This is a genomic window from Streptomyces sp. NPDC090499 (genome assembly GCF_044769305.1).
Taxonomy (GTDB): Bacteria; Actinomycetota; Actinomycetes; order Streptomycetales; family Streptomycetaceae; genus Streptomyces.
In genome coordinates, this window is the sequence record NZ_JBIVXP010000005.1 from 361,374 (window position 1) to 380,171 (window position 18,798).

Consider the following 18,798-nt stretch of genomic DNA (forward strand, 5'->3'; position numbering starts at 1 on the left):
CGGGGCCTCGGCTGCCTAGCCGACCAGCGCCTCGGACACGTGCCACAGCCGGACCGCGTTGTCCCGGTCCAGGGCGTACGGCGCGACCCCGCCGGCGGCTCCGGCCCGCCCGGTGACCGGCCTTGCCTCCGCACAGTCCTCGAAGTAGCGGCCGCTGATCCCCGCCACGGCCGGCGAGGCGGCCAGCAGCACCGAGGTCGCGGCACCCTGCTCCACCGTCTTCTGCGGCGGCAGGGCGAGTTCGCCCGACGCGATGAACGCCTCGACCTGCTTCATGTCCATGTGCCGGGCCAGGTTGGTGTCGGCGATGTTGCCCGGCATCAGGGCGTTGGCCGTGATGCCGTCGTCGGCCCAGCGTTCGGCCGCTGCGACGGCGAACAGGATGTTGGCGGTCTTCGACTGGCCGTAGGAGGTCCACGGGTCGTAGGGGCGGAACCGGTAGTCCAGGTCGTCGAAGACGACGGGGGAGAAGAGGTGGCCGGTGGAGCTCACCGAGACGATCCGGGCGCCGTCCGCCGCCGCCAGCGCCCGGTGCAGGCCGTTGGTGAGGGCGAAGTGGCCCAGGTGGTTGACGCCGAACTGCTGCTCCTGGCCGTCGGGGGTGCGGGTGACCTCCGCCGGGGCCATCACACCGGCGTTGTTGACCAGGATGTGCAGCGGGCCCTGCCAGCCGTCCGCGAAGGCCGCGACGGTCGACCGGTCGGCGAGGTCAAGGCGCCGCACGGTCAACTCGCCCGACCCGGCCGGGAGTCCGGCCGAGAGGCGGGCCACCACGCGGTCGCCCGCCGCGGTGTCGCGCACGGCCAGGGTGACGTCGGCGCCGGCCGAGGCGAGCGCGCGGGCCGTCTCCACGCCGATTCCGGAACTGGCTCCGGTCACCACGGCCCGGCGGCCGTGCAGGTCGACGCCGTCGACGACCTCGGCGGCGGTGGTGGTGACTCCGAAGGTGCCGGGGGTCTGGGATACGGACATGAGGGGTGTCTCCTGTGGATGTGCGGGGGGTGGTGTGGTGGTTCCCGGGGATCAGCGCCGAGGGTGGCGGCGACGTCGGCGGTCAGCCGTTGAGGGTCCCCATGTGCTCCGGTGCGTACCGCTCGCCGGTGACCACGCCGTGCGGGGCGACCGCCTCGACGGCGGCGAGGTCGTCCGCGGTGAGGGTGATCCCGGTGGCGGCGATGTTCTCCTCCAGGTAGCGGCGGCGCTTGGTGCCCGGGATGGCGACCGCGCCCTGGTGCTGGACCCAGGCCAGGGCAAGCTGGGAGGGAGTGACGCCCTTGTCGGCGGCGAGCCGGCGGACCTCGCGGACCACGTCGAGGTTGCGCCGGAAGTTCTCGCCCTGGAAGCGCGGGTCGGTACGGCGCCAGTCGTCGGCGGCGAAGTCGTCCGGGCTGGTGATCGCGCCGGAGAGGAAGCCGCGGCCCAGCGGGGAGTAGGCGACCAGGCCGATGTTCAGCTCCCTGAGGGTGTCCAGGACGCCGTTGTGCTCGATGTCGCGCTCGAAGAGCGAGTACTCGGTCTGCAGGGCGGTGACCGGGTGGACGGCGTGGGCGCGCCGGATGGTCGCCGCGGAGGCCTCGGAGAGACCGATGTGCCCGATCTTGCCCTCGGTGACCAGCTCGGCCAGGGCGCCGACGGTGTCCTCGATCGGCACCTCGGGGTCGATGCGGTGCAGGTAGTAGAGGTCGACGTGGTCGGTGCCGAGGTGGCGCAGCGACCGGTCCAGGGCGTGCCGCACGTACTCCGGCGTGCCGTTCAGGCCGACCACCCGGCCGTCGTCGGTGATCTCGACGCCGGTCTTGGTCGCGACCACGGCGGACTCCCGGCGCCCGGCCAGCGCCTTGCCGAGCAGCTGCTCGTTGACGAAGGGGCCGTAGCTCTCGGCGGTGTCCAGCAGGGTGACGCCGAGCTCCAGTGCCCGGTCGACGGTGGCCAGCGACTCGGTCTCGTCGGTGGCGCCGTAGAAGACGCTCATGCCCATGAGGCCGAGGCCCTGGACGCCGACGGTCAGGCCCTGGCCGCCCAGTGCGCGCTGTTCCATGAGGTTCCTCAATTCGATAACTAACTGGATAGATACCCTGACCGTAAGCCTGTCTGGGCGCGATGTCAATAACTGGATAGTTACTTGGTAGGGTGGTGGTCATGTCACGGGATTCCAGCGCCACCAAGGCCCGGCTGCTCGACGCCGCCTTCAGCGAGTTCGCCGCGTACGGCATCGCCGGTGCCCGGGTGGACCGGATCGCCGAGGCCGCGGGGGCCAACAAACGGCTGATCTACGTCTACTTCGGCAACAAGGAACAGCTCTTCGACGAGGTGCTGACCCGGGCGATGACGGCGGGTGCCGAGTCCGTGCCGTTCGACGTCGAGGACCTGCCCGGATACGCCGGCGCGATCTTCGACCACCTGGTCGCCCGGCCGGACCTGATGCGCCTGCGCCTGTGGAAGCTGCTGGAGCGCCCCTCCGCCACCGGACTCGAACAGGACGCGTTCCGGAACAAGGCGGCCCAGGTCGCCGAGGCGCAGCAGCGTGGCGACCTCGACCAGGCCATGGCCCCCGACGACCTCCTGACCATGGTGCTCGCCGCGGCCCAGGCCTGGTTCTGGGCCGCCGAGGGCGTCGACCCCAAGGAGATCGGCGAGTCCTGGAACGGGGAGCGGCTCGCCCTGCACCGCGCGGCGGTCGTGGAGACGGCCCGCCGGATGACCGAGCCGAAGCGGTCGTAGCACTCCTCAAGGGGCACTCCGCAAGCGGCACTCTCCAAGCGGCACTCTCCAAGCGGCACTCCTCAAGCGGCACTTCCCAGGGGCACCACGGGCCGCGGAAGTCCCGTGAACCACACAATCGTGCCGCCCGTAGCCTCCTCTGCCTGATTCTTCGCGAGGCGGAGGAACCTCATGCTGTCCCCTGACAAGAACACCGCGTTGACGGGGTTCCAGCACCTGCGCCGCAGCATCCAGGACCGCTACTCCATCCGCTGCGCACCGCATGTCATCGGGGTGCTGATCGACACGGCGACCTGGGTGACGCGGTGGCTGAGCGTCGAGATCAACTCCTCGAACGACAACCCGCTGTTCGACGTGGACGGCGGCACGGTGCACAGCGGCGGCAACTTCTACGGCGGACACGTGGTCCAGGCCATGGACTCCCTCAAGACGGCCGCGGCCAACATCGCCGACCTGCTGGACCGCCAGGTCCAGCTCCTGGTGGACGAGAAGTTCAACAACGGGCTCACCCCCAACCTGGTCGTCCCCGTCGAACAGGACTCCTGGGAGGCCGGGCTGCACCACGGCTTCAAGGGCATGCAGCTGGCGTGCTCGGCCGTCACGGCGGAGGCGCTGAAGGGCACCAACCCGGCCAGCGTGTTCTCCCGGTCCACCGAGGCCCACAACCAGGACAAGGTCAGCATGGCGCCGATCGCGGCCCGCGACGCGCGCACGGTCATCGCACTGGTGGAGGAGGTCGCCGCGATCCACCTGCTCACCGCCTGCCAGGCGCTGGACCTGCGCGGCGCCGAACTCATGGCTTCGCGGACCCGGGCGGCCTACGAGCTGATCCGCGCCCGCGCGCCGTTCGTCGACACGGACCGGCGGATGGACGCGGACATCGCGGCCGTGGTGGATCTGATCCGCTCCGGCACCTTCGACGAACTGCTCACGCCCTGAGACAGCGCCCCTTTGCCGCCCCTTTGCCGTGCCCCGAAGGGGCGCGAGGAACTGCGCGACCAGCCACGACGGCGCCGCGGACGACAAGCGGCCCGTTGTGGCACCCCCGGTGGCCGGCGGCGCTCTCAGCCGAGCGGCGCCGTCCGCTGCCAGGGCCGCAGCGTCTCCAGCTGCCGGGCCACCTCCAGCAGGACCGCCTCCGACCCCGGCCGGCCCACCAGCTGCACGGCGCAGGGCGCGCCCGAGGGCAGCGTGCCGAACGGCACCGACATCGCCGGCCAGCCGGTGAGGTTCCAGGCCGGGGTCAGGGGGGAGTAGTTGGACCCGGCCAGGGCGTTGCGCAGCCAGCCCCGCCGGTGCCAGGGGGCTGCCTTCGGGGCGTGGCGGGCCAGGGCGGGAGTGAGCAGCACGTCGTGCTCGGCGAAGAACGGGGTGAGCCTCGCGCGCAGCCGCTCGCGGGCGTCACCCACCTGTACCCCGCGCAGGAAGCGGCGCCCGACGGCCGCGTGCACCCGGGTCCGCCGGGCCAGCAGGGCGGGGTCCAGGCCGGCCGCGTCCACGGCCGTCCCGGCGGTCCAGTGCCGGATCGCGGTGACACCGATCGACGCCGGGTACGGCGGCTCGGCGCGCCGTACCTCGTGTCCGGTGCCCGCCAGCAGCCCGGCCGCCTCCATCGCCGCGTTCGTATACGGTCTGCTGACGGTCACGCCGACCAACGGGCTGCGCAGCGAGACGGCGATCTTCCGCGGGGCGTGGGTGCCGGTGTCCTCGAACTCCTTCTCCGCCAGTACCGAGAGCATCAGCCGGGCGTCCGCCACGGTGGTCGCCAGCGGCCCGTTCTCCGACATGCCGAACCAGTCGCCGTTGCCGATCCCGGCCGGCACCACGCCGAACCCCGGCTTGATGGTGACCAGACCGCAGTTGGCGGCGGGGATCCGCAGCGAGCCCATGCCGTCGTTGCCGAGGGCGATCGGTGCCAGCCCGGCGGCGACCGCGGCCGCGCTGCCGCCCGAGGAGCCGCCCGCGCTGCGCCGGGTGTCCCACGGGTTGCGGGTGATGCCGTGGGCTCCCTCGGTGGTGCCGAAGACGCACAGCTCGGGCACGTTGGTCAGCCCGATGACCACGGCGCCGGCCGCCCGCAGCCGCGCCACGGTGACATGGTCCGCGTCGGCGGGCGTGTCCGGCGTCGCGGCCGAACCGTCCAGGTGTGCCTCGCCGCGCACCGCCAGGTTGTCCTTCACCGCCAACGGCACCCCGGCGAGCGGGAGTTCGGCGAGGTCCGGACGGGCCGCGACCTCGTCGGCCTCGGCCAGTGCCGCGTCCGCCCGGACCTTGCGGAACGCGCCGATCCGCCCGTCCAGCCGGGCGATCCGCTCCAGGTGCCCGGCGACCACCTCCCGGGGAGTGGCCCGCTGCTCGCGTACGGCGGCGGCGATCTCGGTGGCGGTCCGTCCGGCCCAGTCGGTCACGGGCGCTCCTCGGGGTGCGGGAAGGCGGCTTACTCGTCGGTACGAGAGGGCACTCTGCCCGGTCGCGGGGCGCCACGTCGAGTGCCCCGGCCGCTGCTCCTGCGAACCGGATCCGCCGTGCGGCGGTCGGCGCCGTCAATATCCGCCCCACAGGTCATCCGACCACTGGGCCAACTCTCGTTCGTGCATGCCCCATTGACAGGCCTCTGAGCCCGCTCAATCATCAGACATCCGATGAATGGAGCCGCGCAATGAGCATGTCTCCTTGTCCAAGACGTCAGGTCCTGGGGATCGCGGCGGGTGCCGCCGCGGCGGTCGCCCTGCCTCTCGCGGTGCCGACCGAGGCGCACGCCGCCGGGGCGGCCGACGACCGGGCCGAGGCGGAGGCCGTGTCGCCCTGGGTTCCCGTCCCCGACCCCGTTCCCGTACCGCTCGACTCGCTCTATGACAACGATGGCATCGACACCGCCGCCGCCCGGGGCGGTGACTTCGACGGCTCCGGCTACACGTTCCCCGGCGAGGAGCTCCCGGCCGGCCGGGTCGAGGTCGACGGCATCCCCTTCGAGTTCCCGGCCGCCACCGCGGGCGCCAGGAACAACGTCGTCGCGCTCGGCCAGCGCCTGGACCTCCCCGGGGGCCACTACCTCTCGGCCCTCTTCCTCACCGCCGGCAGCTACGGCAACGCCTCCGGCACGGTCACCGTCCACTACGCCGACGGCACGACCAGCACGGGCAGCCTGAGCGGCGGCGACTGGTACTCGGTGGGCGGGCCCCTGTCGGCGCCGTACCGCTACCAGCCGGACGGCGGCAAGGACGCGCACAGCGTCGGGATCGGCACGTCCGAGGTGTGGATCGACCCGCAGCGCGAGGCCGTCGCCCTCACCCTGCCGGTCACCAACCCGGCGGAGGCAGGCAAGACCGCCCTGCACGTCTTCGCGCTCTCCCTGCAACCCGTCGCCGAGGGACGGGCGCTGACCCTCCGGGACACCCGGTCGACCAGCTCCCTGCTCGATGCCACCGGTGCCCAGAGCGTCGAGGCCACCGTCGTCAACGCGGGCACCGTGGCGATCCTGGCGGGCGACGCGGTGTCCGTACGCGTCGACGTCCCCGGCGCCCGCACCGTCGAGCCCGCCCGCATCCGCCGCCTCGACCCCGGCGAACAGGCACGCGTCCGCGTCGGCATGCGCAACCGCACGGGCACCGCGCCCGGCACCCAGCAGGACGGCACGGTCAGCGTCCACGGCCGCGGCACCCAAGTCACGGCAAATCGACGCACGTTGACGCTCGGCACCGCCGACTACCAGCCCACCGAGACCTCGTTGGCCGGCCACCGGGCACCATACTGGTTCAACGACGCCAAGTTCGGCATCTTCATCCACTGGGGCGTCTACTCGGTGCCCGCGTGGGCGCCGGTCGGGGTGCAGTACGCCGAGTGGTACTGGGACCAGATGCAGGACCCGAACAACCCGACGTACGCCTACCACCGGGACACCTACGGCGCGGACTTCGCCTACGACGACTTCATCCCGCGCTTCACGGCCGAGAAGTTCGACCCGCGTGCCTGGGTGGAGCTGTTCCGGGACGCGGGCGCCCAGTACCACGTGCTGACCTCCAAGCACCACGAGGGCTTCGCCCTGTGGGACACCAAGGTCTCGGGCCGCAACGCGGTGCAGCTCGGCCCGAAACGGGACCTGGTCAAGGAGCTGTTCGAGGCGTCCCGGCGCTACACGCCCGAACTCCACCGCGGCCTCTACTTCTCCATGCCCGAGTGGTTCAACCCCGACAGCCCCTGGATGGGCCACGCCCCGCGCAACCCGTACAGCCTGGACCCGCTGCCGTACACCGGGTACACCGCCGGCAAGGACTTCGTGCGGGACTACCAGGCCCCGCAGATGCTGGAACTGATCCACGGCTACGACCCGGAGATCATCTGGTGCGACATCGGCGGCGCCAACGACAGCGTCGACGTCCTCGCCGAGTACTTCAACCACGCCAAGAACCGCCCCCGTCCGGTCGACGTGACCGTCAACGACCGCTCGGGCATCGGCTTCCACGACTACACGACGCCCGAGTACACGACGTACGCCGACACGGTCGTCGCCAAGTGGGAGGCCAGCCGCGGCCTCGACCCGCGCAGCTACGGCTACAACCGGGAGACCCCGGACGACGCCTACATGACCACCGAGGAGGTCGTGCACAGCCTCGTCGACATCGTCTCCAAGAACGGCAACTTCCTCCTCGACATCGGCCCGCGCGCCGACGGCACGATCCCGGAGATCATGCAGACCCGGCTGCGCGAGACGGGCGCCTGGCTCGCCGTCAACGGGGAGGCGATCCACGGCACCACGTACTGGTCGCGCATGGCCCAGCTCGGCGACGACCTGCGGTTCACCGTCCGCCCGGACGAGGCCTTCTACATCCACTCCCTGACCCGGCCGGGTGCCAAGCTCACCGTCGAGGCCCCGGTGCCGGTCCGCGCCGGCGACAAGGTGACCATGCTCGGCCACGGACGCCCCCTGACCTGGACGGTCTCCAACGGCGCCCTGGTGATCGACCTGCCCGCGGCGGCCCGGCGGGCGGGACAGCACGTCTGGGTGTTCAAGGTCGAGTGGCATGGTTGAGGCGCTCGGAAGAAGAGCGGCACGCCTGCTCGGAGCCGTGGCGGCACTGACGCTGCTGACGGCGCCGACCCCGGCGGCCGCGCAGGAACGGCAGGCGGCCCCGCCGGTCACCCTGCCCGCGCTGCCCGACTGGACGCCGGAGCAGGGGAGTTACACGTTCGGCTCCGGTACCCGCCTCGTCGCCTCCGACCCCGCCGCGCGCAAGGTCGCCGACACCCTGGCCGACGATCTCCGGGCGGCCGGACACCGTGTGGTCCCGGTCGTCACGGGCGCATCCCGGCCCGGCGACATCGTCGTCGACGTCCGCCCCTCGGCACGGCCCGCACTGGGCACCGAGGGCTACGAACTCACCTCCGGCCGACGGCTGTCGATCACCGGAGCGACCGGGACCGGCGCGTTCTACGGCACCCGCACCCTCCTCCAGCTCCTCGCCCAGGGCGACCGGATCCCCGCCGGACACACGACCGACGTGCCCCGCTACCGCGAGCGGGGCGTCGGTGTCTGCGCCTGCTACATCCACGTCTCCCTGCCCTGGCTGGAGAACCTCGTCCGCGAGATGGCGTACCACAAGCTCAACCAGCTGCTCCTGGAACTGAAGGTGAAGAGCGACATCCACCCCGAGGCGAACACCTGGGGCTACTACACCAAGGACGAGATACGAAGGCTGGCCGCCCTCGGTGACCGCTACCACGTCGAGATCATCCCCGAGATCAACTCCCCGGGCCACATGGACCCCTGGATCGAGAACCGCCCCGACCTGCAACTGACCGACTCCGACGGCGTGCAGCAGCCCGCCCGGCTCGACGTCACCCAGCAGGCCGCCTTCGACTACTACACGAGCCTGATGGACGAGTACGCCCAGGTCTTCACGGCGAAGTCCTGGCACATGGGCGCCGACGAGTACATGCTCGGCTCCGACTACGCCAAGTACCCGCAGATGCTCCGGTACGCCCGGCAGAAGTACGGCCCGGACGCCACCCCGCAGGACGCCTACGTGGACTTCGTCAACCGGGTCCAGGCCTACGCGGCGCGCACGGGCAGGCAGCTGCGCATCTGGAACGACGGCCTCACCGGCGCCAACTCCGTCCCCGTGGCGGCCGGGACCACGGTCGAGCACTGGCTGAACGTGGCCGTGAAACCCAGTCGACTGATCGCCCAGGGCTACGCGGTGATGAACGCGTCGTACTCCCTCTACCTCGTCCGCGGCGGCTTCCACAGCGACACCGAGGCGCTCTACGACCAGAGTTGGGACCCCCGCTCCTTCGAGGGCGAGGAACTCGCCTCCGCCGCCGGCGTCACGGGCGCGAAGATCAGCCTCTGGCCGGACAACGGCAGCGGCGAGACCGAGAACGAGGTCGCGGCCGAACTGTGGCCCGCGCTACGGCACATCGCCCAGGCCACCTGGGGCGCCCCGCATCCCGACGCCACCTACGCGGAGTTCACCGCCCGCGGCACGGCGGTCGGAACCGCACCCGGCCGACGGGACCTGACGACGGTGCCGGTACCGGACGGGACGTACACCTTCGCGGCGGACGGGGTGACCTACCGGGCGGAGGTCCGGCGCACCGCCGACGGCTACGCGACCCTGCGCGGCGCCGACGGCTGCCTGGACATCCACGGCGGCAGGCTCACGCTCAACGCGCCGCTCCAGCCGGGGGCGGAGGCGACCTGGAAGCCGTGCGACAGCCGGAACACCGTACAGCGCTGGGAGTTGGAACCCGTGGCAGACGGCGGCTACCACCTGGTCGACGCGATCACCCGCATGGCGCTGACCGTGACGGACGACGGCCGGGTGGTCCAGTACCCGCCCGACCAACGCACCCCCGCCCTCTGGCACCTCTCCTGACCCGAGGAGTACGCCCATGGATCTCTCACGACGCGTCTTCGTCGCCTCGGCGGCGGCCGTGGCGATGGCGGCCGGACTTCCGGCCCTGGCGGCCGCGGCCACCGCGGACGGCGACCGGTCCCGGATCCCGGTCGGCCCCGAGGACACCGAGGCCGACCTGGTCCGCAAGGCCTCCGGGGTCCGCCCCACCGAACGGCAGATCGCCTGGCAGGCCCTGGAACGCACCGCGTTCCTGCACTTCGGCGTCAACACCTTCACCGGCCTGGAGTGGGGCACCGGCGACGAGGACCCCGACGTCTTCCAGCCCACCGGTCTCGACACCGACCAGTGGGCCCGCGCCCTGCGCGACGGCGGCTTCCGGCTGGCGATCCTCACCGTCAAGCACCACGACGGCTTCGTCCTCTACCCGTCCCGGTACACCGACCATTCCGTCGCGTCGAGCAGCTGGATGGGCGGGCACGGGGACGTCCTGCGCTCCTTCGCCGACTCGATGCGCCGCTACGGCCTCAAGGTCGGCGTCTACCTTTCACCCGCCGACGAGAACCAGTACCTGCACGGCGTCTACGCCAACGGCAGCGCACGCTCGCCCCGCACGATCCCGACCCCGGTCGAAGGCGACGACCGCTCCCCGTCCCGCTCCTTCACCCTCGACGCCACCGACTACGGCGCCCACATGCTCGACACCCTCTACGAGGTGCTCACCGAGTACGGCCCGGTGGACGAGGTCTGGTTCGACGGAGCGCAGGGACACATCCCGCCGGACAAGGTGGAGGACTACGACTGGGACAGCTGGTACGCGCTGGTGCGCTCGCTCGCCCCGGCCGCGGCGATCGCGGTCACCGGCCCCGACCTGCGCTGGGTCGGCAACGAGGGCGGCCTCGCCCGCGAGGACGAGTGGAGCGTCATCCCGGTCAAGGAGAACCAGTACGGCCGCACGGACTGGGCCCTGTCCTACGACACCCCCGACGAGGGCAGCCGGGCCGCCCTGGTCGCGGCCCGGCCGAAGACGGACTACCTCCAGTGGTGGCCGGCCGAGTGCGATGTCTCCATCCGGGACGGCTGGTTCTACCACCCCGACCAACAGCCCAAGTCGGTGGACGAGCTGACGGAGATCTACTTCGGCTCGGTCGGCCGCAACGCCGTACTCCTGCTCAACGTCCCACCGGACACCGACGGTCTGCTGCACGCAACGGACGTGACCCGGCTGCGCGAGTTCGGCGAACGGGTGGACCGGGAGCTGCCCGAGGACCTGGCACGCGGCGCACGGCGCTCGGTGACGCCGGGCGCGGTGACCGTGGACCTGGGCCGTGAGCTGGAGGTGGACCGGCTCCGGCTGGCGGAGGACATCCGGTACGGGCAGCAGGTGGAGGGGGTTGTGGTCGAGGCCCACGTGAACGGAGCGTGGTCCGCGGTCGCCACCGCCGGGACGGTGGGCGCAAGCCGGATCCTGCGGCTCGCGCAGCCGGTACGGGCCAGGCGCTGGCGCGCCCGGATCACCGGGGCGCGGGCGGAGCCACGGCTCGCGGAGTTCGGGCTGTACCGGTCAGCCGTCCGACCGGACGACACCGCCGGCCTGAGCCCGCAGGTCGACCGGCAGCAAGGCCTCGATACGTGACAACTCCTCGGGCGTCGGCGATGGTTCGCGGGCCAGTCGCAGGAGACCCAGGTGGGCATCGGCGGCCGCGTGGGCGGCGAGCAGCCTCTGGGCCGCGTCGATGCGTACCGGGACCGGGGCGTTCGAAGCGCCGAGCACCGATCTCAGGGTCCGCCTGGCCACGTCACGTGCCGAGCGCCAGCGCAGGAGCTCACCGGCCGCGCGCACCCGGTGCCGGGCGTCGGCCTGCCCGTCGTCCAGCACCCTGAGGCAGGCGGCCTCCGCCTCGCAGCCGATGTCCAGCTCCCCCCAGGCCGACGCGGCGGCGAGATGGGCCTCGGTATCCGTGGTGCCGGCGTGGGAGAGGCCGAGGAGGATCCGACGGCCCTCCTCTCCCAGATCTTCGGTGAGGAGGGCGGCGGCCCGGGCGCGCACCCCGACCGGGTTGGCCGTGTCCGCGGCCAGGGCACGGGTGAGGGGGACGCGGTTGAACGCGCCGCTCGACGGGAGGCGTTCGCACACCGCCACGCGGAGTTCGGGCGGGACGGCGTCGTCGGCAGCCAGGGGATACCAGACATCGGCCGGATTCCCGGCGGCCACCCGGGCCGCCGCGATCCGCTCCGCGAGCGGAGCCTCGGCGTCCCCTGCCCAGGCCAGCAGGTGTTCCCGGACCCGGTCGGACTCGGCCTCGGTGTGCACCAGCAGCCACAGATCGCCGAGCTGCGTGACCGCTTCCGGGCGGCGCAGGGCCAGCGACTCCAGCCAGTACGCCGCGGCTTCGCGGGGATCGACTCCGGCGAGGGCGGCCGCCGGAGCGTCGACGCTCTCGTCCTGGCCGACGAACGACTGGACCTGGAAGACCTCGCGATTGTCGGCGTAGTTGCTGTGGCCGCCGAGAGACATGTGGAGACCCAGACAGTGCATCCGGTCCGGAGCGATCCCGGCCATCAGGGCCTTCCAGCGGGGATACGGAACCAGTCCGAGCAGCTTCTCACAGGCCCGGGCGCGAGCCGGCGGAGCCGCCGCAGGGTCTTCCGCGACCGCGCACAGGGCACGCCGGAGCAGCGGCACCACTTCGGCGTCGTCGAAGTCCCAGTTGACGTCGAAGTCGAGGAGGGCGTCCGTGGGGACGGTCTCGTCGTCGAGCATCGCGTACAGGCGTCTGCGCAGGGTCACCTCCGGCGTCATGGCATCGGCCAGGGACAGCAGCCGCCACAGGTGCTCGTCCGGCAGCCCGGCCTCGTCGAGAACGCGATGCAGCGCCTCGGCCGCGGCGCGCAGGTCGACCTCGGCCAGCCTGTCCAGGGCCTGGGTGCGGTACCGCATACCCACCCGCCGGTCCTCGGAGACACGGCGCAGCAGCGTCGAGGCGGTGGCCCGCTCACCGGAGTTCAGCAGCATGGTCGCCGCGTCCAATCGTGCGCCGCCGGGAAGCGTGTCGTCCGCCGCGATGCCGCTGACGAGCTCCGCGGCTGCGATCGGATCCAGCTCCTCCATCGCCTCCGCCGCCTCCAGCCGGTCGGCGGCTCCGATCCCGGGGGCCACCGCGAGGTCCGCCAGGCGTGTCCGCAGCGACTGCGACGCGCCCAGGTCGATGAGCGCGGAGACATGTGTGACACGCTCCCGGACGGGGAGCCGAGGATCCTCGAAAACCTCCGTCAGCAGGTCCCGGGAGCCGACCGGTTCCCCGGCTTCCCGCAGGAGCTCCGCACACGGGCCCACACTCCAGCGGTCGGTCCGAAGACCGTTCAGGCAGTCCAGCGCCAGGGACGGCTGGTCGAGCCGGACCAGTCGGGTGACCGCCTGCCGCCGGTCGTAGGCGGGCAGCCGCTCGTCGCGTGCCGTGCGCTCGACGAGAGCCACGTCGTCGACGAAGCCCACCGCGTAGGAGACGGCTCCCTCGGGCGAGCGGGGATCTTCGACCACCTGTGTGGACACGAGACGCCTCGTCTCGATGTCGGTCAGGTGTTTGGTCGCCCAGTGCCGCAGGTACAGGGGCACGGCGGGATCCAGGCACAGCGCTGTGAGAGCCTGAGGCGCCACCGGGGCCAGCAGAATGCCCCGCAGCACCCGGAGCATGTGCGGATCGCCCGCCAGCGCCGGGTTGTCGGCCAGCGCGTCGGCCAGGACGGAGAGAGTCCCTTCGGACCGGTCGGTCCACAGGGAACCCAGGTTGTCGGTCACGTGCACGCGGGGGAAGTCCACCGTGCGCAGCAGCGTCGCGAGCGAGGCCGTGCCGGCTGCCGTGTCCAGTGCGAGCAGGGCGACGGCCGCCTTCTGCCGGGTCTCGGGCACATGACCGGGATCCTCGGCCAGAGCCGTGAGACGACGGCACGCCCCCCGGTGGTCGCCCGCCGGGGCCAGCAGTGCGGCCGCGTCGACCCGCACGTCCGCCGGGAGGTCCGGGTCGTCCGCCAGGGCCGTGGCCAGCGCCGCGGCCCCTTCGGCGTGCCGCGCCACCAGGTGCCGCAGCGCATCGACCCGTGCCCGGTGCGCCACGCCGGGATCGCCGACGACAGCGACCAGGCCGGGCGGGGCGAGCACCGCGTACAACCGGTCCAGCACCGCATCCGGTTGGATGTCACCGACGTGGACTCCACTGCTGTACAGCTTGAGCACGGCTCCTGTGAAACGCGCCGTCAGTTCCTCGTCCGTGACCAGTTCGTCGCTGAGGATCGTGGCGCACAGCAGCAGGTCGCGCCAGCCACCGCCGTCCACGACGGTGCGCAGGAACTCGGCGATGGGCATGCCCTGTTCGTGCCAGCGGGCGGCCATGAACAGCACCAGGTTGGGGCGTTCGGCCGCGATCGCCCCGCGGACCGTCCGCAGGGCCTCCGGATCCTTGGGGTTGAGGCGGTCGGCGAGGGCGTGCCCGGCCAGATACTCCTGGATGGTGTGGTGGAGGAAGTAGAGGGCGCCGCCGCGCTGCCGAATCAGACCGGTGAAGGTGAGGGCGCGCAGCACGGTCTCCGGCGGGGTGCGCTCGGCCAGCAGCTCCATCGCCTGGTCGAGCAGGGGGCGCGCGTCCCCGCCCTGGCGCAGCTCGGCCACGGGGTGCAGCACGTCGTAGACCCGCTCCAGCAGGTCCGGGGTGATGCCGTGCGGGCCGGGGTCGCTGCGCCGGAGGCGCTGGGCCCCCTTCTCACGGAGGATGCCGATGAACCGGGCGTACAGCTCGGCGGGGTTGCGGGGCAGGTCCCGTACGGCGGCGACCGCGCAGATCATCGTCAGGTAGAGCGGATTGCGCGCCACCTCCGCGAGCCGACCCTGGCGCAGGGCCTCGGTGAGCGCGTCCGCCCGCGTCAGGGCGTCCTCGACGCGGAGCGCCGTGAACCAGGTACGGACGAGTTCTCCGACCTCGGCGTGGTCGAATTCGAGAAGAGCGTAGCGCTCCAGCTCGTCCAGCCGGTTCATCTCCGCGGTCACCAGCGACCGGCTCGCCACCACGAACCGCAGATGGGGTTCCCGTGCCCAGCGCTGGATCAGCCGGATGACCCGGCTGCGCTCCTCCGGGTCGAGCACCTCGTCGAGTCCGTCGACGCAGACAAGCCAGTCGACGGACGGCATGGGCGCGGACTCGAAGAGTTCCGGCACGGGGGAGCGGCGCAGCCCGGGCAGGTCGCGGGCCAGCGCGTTCGCCAAGGCCTCGGGCAGCGGGCGGTCCACGAGCTGGTCGGCGGTGACCAGGACCGGGATGTACGAGGGGGCCTGTCCGGGGTCGTCGAGCCAGGCGGCGGCCGCCGTGAACACGAGGCGGCGCAGCAGGCTCGACTTGCCGCTGCCGGCCCCGCCGGTGAACAGGACGTGGCGGTCTTCGGTGAGTACGCCCTCGGCGGCGGCGCCGTCACGTCCGGACGGACGGCGGCCGCGGGGGCCGTCGGCGGCGGTCCGGTCCTCTGCGTGCGAGGCTTCCTGACGGACGTACACCGTCGACAGGGGCACGTCCCCTGCATCCGTGAGCAGGGCGGCGTACGGGTGCTCGTCGGCGGCCTCGCGTGCCGCCTCCAGGTAGTCCCGCAGCTGCGCGGCCGGATACCGGCGGCCACCCGCCCGTACCTGGCCGTCCGTGAGCGTCTCCAGCCAGGCGACCGGCGCCGGCGGCACGGCACAGCGGGCCAGGATCTCGCCGATGGGAACCATGTGGGCGCTGCCCGCCTTGTCGGAGCGCGCGAGCATCCCGCAGACCGCGCCGGTGCGTTCGTTCACCACCGGGCTGCCGCTGAAGCCCTCGCCGACCGGGGTGCCGTAGCCCCGGGGCATGGCCATCGGGTCCTCGAAGGCGAGGCGGGAGTCGCCCTGGTACTCGAGCGCGGCCCACTGGCCCGCACGGTAGTGGCCCTTGGGGTGGCCGTAGGCCCGGAGCCGGTCGCCGAGTGCGGTGGCCGGTGAGGTGAGCACGTACGGCGTCTCGGCGTCGAACCGCAGGAAGGCCACGTCGAGTCCGTTGTCGGCCCGGTGCCGGTCCTCGTCCGTCACCGTCAGCGTGAACTCCGCCCCGGTTCCGATGCGTCCCCGCACCTCGTCGGCGCCGGTCACCACGTGCGCGCACGTCACCACGGTCCCGGGCGCGATCACGAACCCGGTACCGCCCGCGTGCCCACCGGGCAGGTCCAGTGCGACGGTCGCCGACTCCAGCAGCCTCCTCCAGCCGTCCACGCCTACGCTCCCGGGACCTCCTCGGCGGTCCACTCCAAGGTCACCTTCCACGTGGACCTGGACGACGCCCTGCCCACGACCGCCAGGAACTGCCCGGTGTCGAAGGAGACGTCGCACCCGAACTCGACCGTCGCCTTCGACGCGCCAGTCTCCCGGAGCCGCGTGCCCATCGCGCGGGCCACCGCCGTCAGGCCGTCGAGGACGGGGTCGAGGCTGGGTCGGCGCCAGCCGATCTCCTGTTCCCCGCCCAGGGCGCGTTCCGAGGTGCCCTCGCCGGAGGTCACCGCCATCAGGATCGTCTGACCGTCGATCTCGACCGGGATCGTCGTCCGCGTGCCCTCGTCCACTTGCTTCCCCCGTAACAGCCCTCAGACAGACGGTCCATCGTAGCGAGCGGCCGGTGCCGTGCTGCCCCGGATCGTCAGATGCGGCACCGGCACCCGCACGGCCCGCGCCGAGCCGCCGTCCAGCAGGGCGGTCAGCTCCCGGGCTGCCGTGCGGCCGAACTCCGTGCTGTCGCGGGAGAGGGCGGAGAGCCAGGGCTTGACCATGCGGCACAGGGCCGAGTCCTCCCAGGAGACGACGGAGACCTCGTCGGGGACGGAGCAGCCGAGTTCGGCCGCCGCCGCGACCCCGGCCACCGCCATCACGTCGTTGTCGTAGATCAGGGCGGTCGGGGGTGGGGTCGCGCGCAGGACGCGGCGGGTGACGGCGGCGCCCTCGGCGTCTGAGTAGTCGGTGGTGACCGAGTGGACCTCGGACAGGCCCCGGCGGTCGGCCTCGGCGCGCAGGGTGCGGATCCGGCGCTGGGTGTGCGCGAGGCCGGGCAGGCCTGCGATGTGCACGATGCGCCGGTGGCCCAGCCGGGTCAACTCGTCGACCACCGAGGCCATCGCGGCCGCGTCGTCGGCCCAGACGGTCGACAGCTCGGGGTGGCGTTCGTCGGGGGCGCCGCCGATCACCACGGCGGGCAGCCCGAGTTCGTCGAGGAGGTCGGGGCGGGGGTCGTCGGCGCGGGGGTCGACGACCAGGACGCCGTCGACGCGGTGTTCGGCCCACCAGCGCCGGTAGACCGCGCACTCGTCGGCCACGTCCTCCGCCATCTGGAAGAGCAGACCGAGATGGCGCTCGGCGAGCACCTCCTGGATGCCCGAGACCAGTTGCAGGAAGAAGGAGTCCACGCCGAGCGAGTGCGCGGGGCGGGCGAGGACGAAGCCGACGGTGGCCGCGCCCTCGCCGGAGAGGGCGCGGGCGGCCGTGCTGGGGCGCCAGCCGAGCTGCTCGGCGACCCGCTGGACCCGGGCCCTGGTCGTCTCGGAGACCCCGGGGCGGCCGTTGAGCGCGAAGGAGACCGCGCTCTCGGAGACGCCGGCGCGGCGCGCGACGTCCTTCATCGTCGGCCGGCGCGTGGGGCTGCGTTTCTCCGCCAACTCACTTCCTCATTCGGCTCGGGACCGCGATCTGCTAATGCGCTTGAGTCGCCACACCCTAAAGCGCATTAGCGATCCGTGGCAATACGTTCGTAACACCTTTCTGAGCAGGGGTTTTGAGTCACTAATGACTTTAGCTGCGCCGAATCCATTGACGCGGCGGTAAAACGGCGTGCAAGGTCTGGCGCGGCACCTTCGGCCCACCCCGCTGCAAAGGAGCAACGGACCATGCGCATCTCCCGCAGAGCCTTCGCCCTCGCCGCTGCCGCCGTCCTCGCCCTGCCGCTGAGCGCCTGCGGTTCCGGCGGAGACGACGGCGGTTCCACCGACGCCTCGGGCAAGGTCGAGGGTGACATCACCTTCCAGACCTGGAACCTGCGCGCGAACTTCAAGTCGTACTTCGACGGCCTGGTCGCGGACTTCGAGAAGAAGTACCCCGGCACCCATGTGAAGTGGATCGACCAGCCGGCCGAGGGCTACGCCGACAAGATCAGCGCGGACGCGGCCGGCGGCACCCTCCCCGACGTCGTCAACGTCTCCCCGGACCTGGTCGCCCCGCTCGTCAAGGCGGGCCTCGCCCTCGACCTGGACAAGGCGGCGGCCAAGTACAAGCCCGAGTACCTGGCGGGCGCCTGGGCCAGCCACCAGATACCGGGGACGAGCGGCACGTACGCCTTCCCCTGGTACCTGAACACCGGGCCGCTCTTCTACAACAAGACGTTGTTCAAGCAGGCCGGCCTCGACCCGGAGCAGCCGCCGAAGACCTACGACGAACTCTTCGCGGACGCGCTGAAGACGGCGCAGCAGAGCGGCGGCAAGGTCGCCACCCTCGCCAACGTGCCGACGATCGAGGACTTCGGGCGCTACGGCTCGCAGCTGATGAACAAGGCGGGGACCGGGTTCGCCTTCAACGATGCCAAGGGGGTCGAACTGCTCACCAAGTACAAGGAGTTGTACGACGCCAAGGCGCTCGACCCGCAGGCGCTCACCGCGACCCCCGAGTCCACCGGCAAGAAGTTCCTCACCGGTGCCGTCGCCATGAACCCCGGCAGCGCCCTCGACCTCGACAACTTCAAGAAGCAGGCGCCGAACCTGTACAAGAACATCGGCATCACCGACCAGATCACCAGCACCGGGCACGTCAACATGTACGTGATGGGCGTGATGGTCAACTCCCGGACCAAGCACACGGCGGCGGCCGTCGCCTTCGCGCACTTCGTGACCGACGCGCAGAACCAGATGTCCTTCGCCAAGAAGGTCGCCATCTTCCCCAGCACCGCCGGCTCCCTCGACGACCCGTACTTCACCAAGGAGGACGGCACCGACGAGACCCGGGTGCGCATCGCCGCTGCCAAGTCGCTGAAGAACGCGGTCAACTACACACCGGTTCTGTTCAGCGACCAGATGAAGACCGCACTGCGCAACGAGGTCGCCAAGACGCTGCAGGGCAAGGAGAGCCCCAAGTCGGCCCTCGACAACGCTGTCAAGGCCTGCGACCGGCTGCTCCAGCAGGAGGGCTGAG

12 protein-coding genes are annotated in these 18,798 nt (G+C 71.8%); 6 read left to right on the forward strand and 6 right to left on the reverse strand.

Annotated elements, in window-relative coordinates:
* Positions 1 to 15 precede the first annotated feature (15 nt).
* The gene (locus ACIQVL_RS20915) at positions 16 to 972 is read right to left on the reverse strand and encodes an SDR family NAD(P)-dependent oxidoreductase (protein WP_403476044.1); all 957 of its coding nucleotides are present in this window, start codon (positions 970 to 972) and stop codon (positions 16 to 18) included.
* A gap of 82 nt (positions 973 to 1,054) precedes the next feature.
* On the reverse strand, positions 1,055 to 2,038 hold the full coding sequence (locus ACIQVL_RS20920) for an aldo/keto reductase (protein WP_403440149.1): 984 nt from the start codon (positions 2,036 to 2,038) through the stop codon (positions 1,055 to 1,057).
* Between the two features lie 101 nt (positions 2,039 to 2,139).
* Here ACIQVL_RS20920 and ACIQVL_RS20925 point away from each other — a divergent pair, with 101 nt between their 5' ends.
* Both ACIQVL_RS20925 and ACIQVL_RS20930 read left to right on the forward strand, forming a co-directional pair.
* A complete protein-coding gene (locus tag ACIQVL_RS20925; RefSeq protein WP_403440147.1) occupies positions 2,140 to 2,721 on the forward strand; it encodes a TetR family transcriptional regulator in 582 nt (193 codons plus the stop codon).
* A gap of 171 nt (positions 2,722 to 2,892) precedes the next feature.
* Positions 2,893 to 3,660 (forward strand): aromatic amino acid lyase, encoded by a 768-nt coding sequence (locus ACIQVL_RS20930; protein ID WP_403440145.1) that lies wholly within the window; start codon positions 2,893 to 2,895, stop codon positions 3,658 to 3,660.
* Positions 3,661 to 3,785: 125 nt separating this feature from the next.
* On the opposite strand, the gene ACIQVL_RS20935 is transcribed toward ACIQVL_RS20930, so the two are convergent.
* A complete protein-coding gene (locus ACIQVL_RS20935; protein WP_403476045.1) occupies positions 3,786 to 5,129 on the reverse strand; it encodes an amidase in 1,344 nt (447 codons plus the stop codon).
* A gap of 257 nt (positions 5,130 to 5,386) precedes the next feature.
* On the opposite strand from ACIQVL_RS20935, the gene ACIQVL_RS20940 reads away from it, so the two are divergent.
* From ACIQVL_RS20940 to ACIQVL_RS20950, 3 genes are read left to right on the forward strand one after another with little or no spacing between them, the layout of a single operon-like run.
* The gene (locus ACIQVL_RS20940; protein WP_403476217.1) at positions 5,387 to 7,750 is read left to right on the forward strand and encodes an alpha-L-fucosidase; all 2,364 of its coding nucleotides are present in this window, start codon (positions 5,387 to 5,389) and stop codon (positions 7,748 to 7,750) included.
* The gene (locus ACIQVL_RS20945) at positions 7,743 to 9,596 is read left to right on the forward strand and encodes a family 20 glycosylhydrolase (protein ID WP_403476046.1); all 1,854 of its coding nucleotides are present in this window, start codon (positions 7,743 to 7,745) and stop codon (positions 9,594 to 9,596) included. Before ACIQVL_RS20940 ends, ACIQVL_RS20945 begins: the two co-directional genes overlap by 8 nt.
* A 16-nt stretch (positions 9,597 to 9,612) precedes the next feature.
* Positions 9,613 to 11,211: an alpha-L-fucosidase gene (locus ACIQVL_RS20950; RefSeq protein WP_403476047.1), complete on the forward strand. Its 1,599-nt coding sequence runs from the start codon at positions 9,613 to 9,615 to the stop codon at positions 11,209 to 11,211.
* On the opposite strand, the gene ACIQVL_RS20955 is transcribed toward ACIQVL_RS20950, so the two are convergent.
* From ACIQVL_RS20955 to ACIQVL_RS20965, 3 genes are read right to left on the reverse strand one after another with little or no spacing between them, the layout of a single operon-like run.
* Positions 11,140 to 15,846 (reverse strand): trypsin-like peptidase domain-containing protein, encoded by a 4,707-nt coding sequence (locus ACIQVL_RS20955; protein ID WP_403476048.1) that lies wholly within the window; start codon positions 15,844 to 15,846, stop codon positions 11,140 to 11,142. The two genes, ACIQVL_RS20950 and ACIQVL_RS20955, sit on opposite strands and share 72 nt — an antisense overlap.
* Before the next feature lie 2 nt (positions 15,847 to 15,848).
* Positions 15,849 to 16,193, reverse strand: coding sequence for a CU044_2847 family protein (locus ACIQVL_RS20960; RefSeq protein ID WP_403476049.1), 345 nt, complete (start codon positions 16,191 to 16,193; stop codon positions 15,849 to 15,851).
* A 21-nt stretch (positions 16,194 to 16,214) separates the two neighbouring features.
* Positions 16,215 to 17,240, reverse strand: coding sequence for a LacI family DNA-binding transcriptional regulator (locus tag ACIQVL_RS20965; RefSeq protein WP_403476218.1), 1,026 nt, complete (start codon positions 17,238 to 17,240; stop codon positions 16,215 to 16,217).
* A 264-nt stretch (positions 17,241 to 17,504) separates the two neighbouring features.
* Between ACIQVL_RS20965 and ACIQVL_RS20970 the strand changes: the two genes are divergently transcribed.
* Positions 17,505 to 18,797: an ABC transporter substrate-binding protein gene (locus tag ACIQVL_RS20970; protein WP_403476050.1), complete on the forward strand. Its 1,293-nt coding sequence runs from the start codon at positions 17,505 to 17,507 to the stop codon at positions 18,795 to 18,797.
* Position 18,798 lies beyond the last annotated feature (1 nt).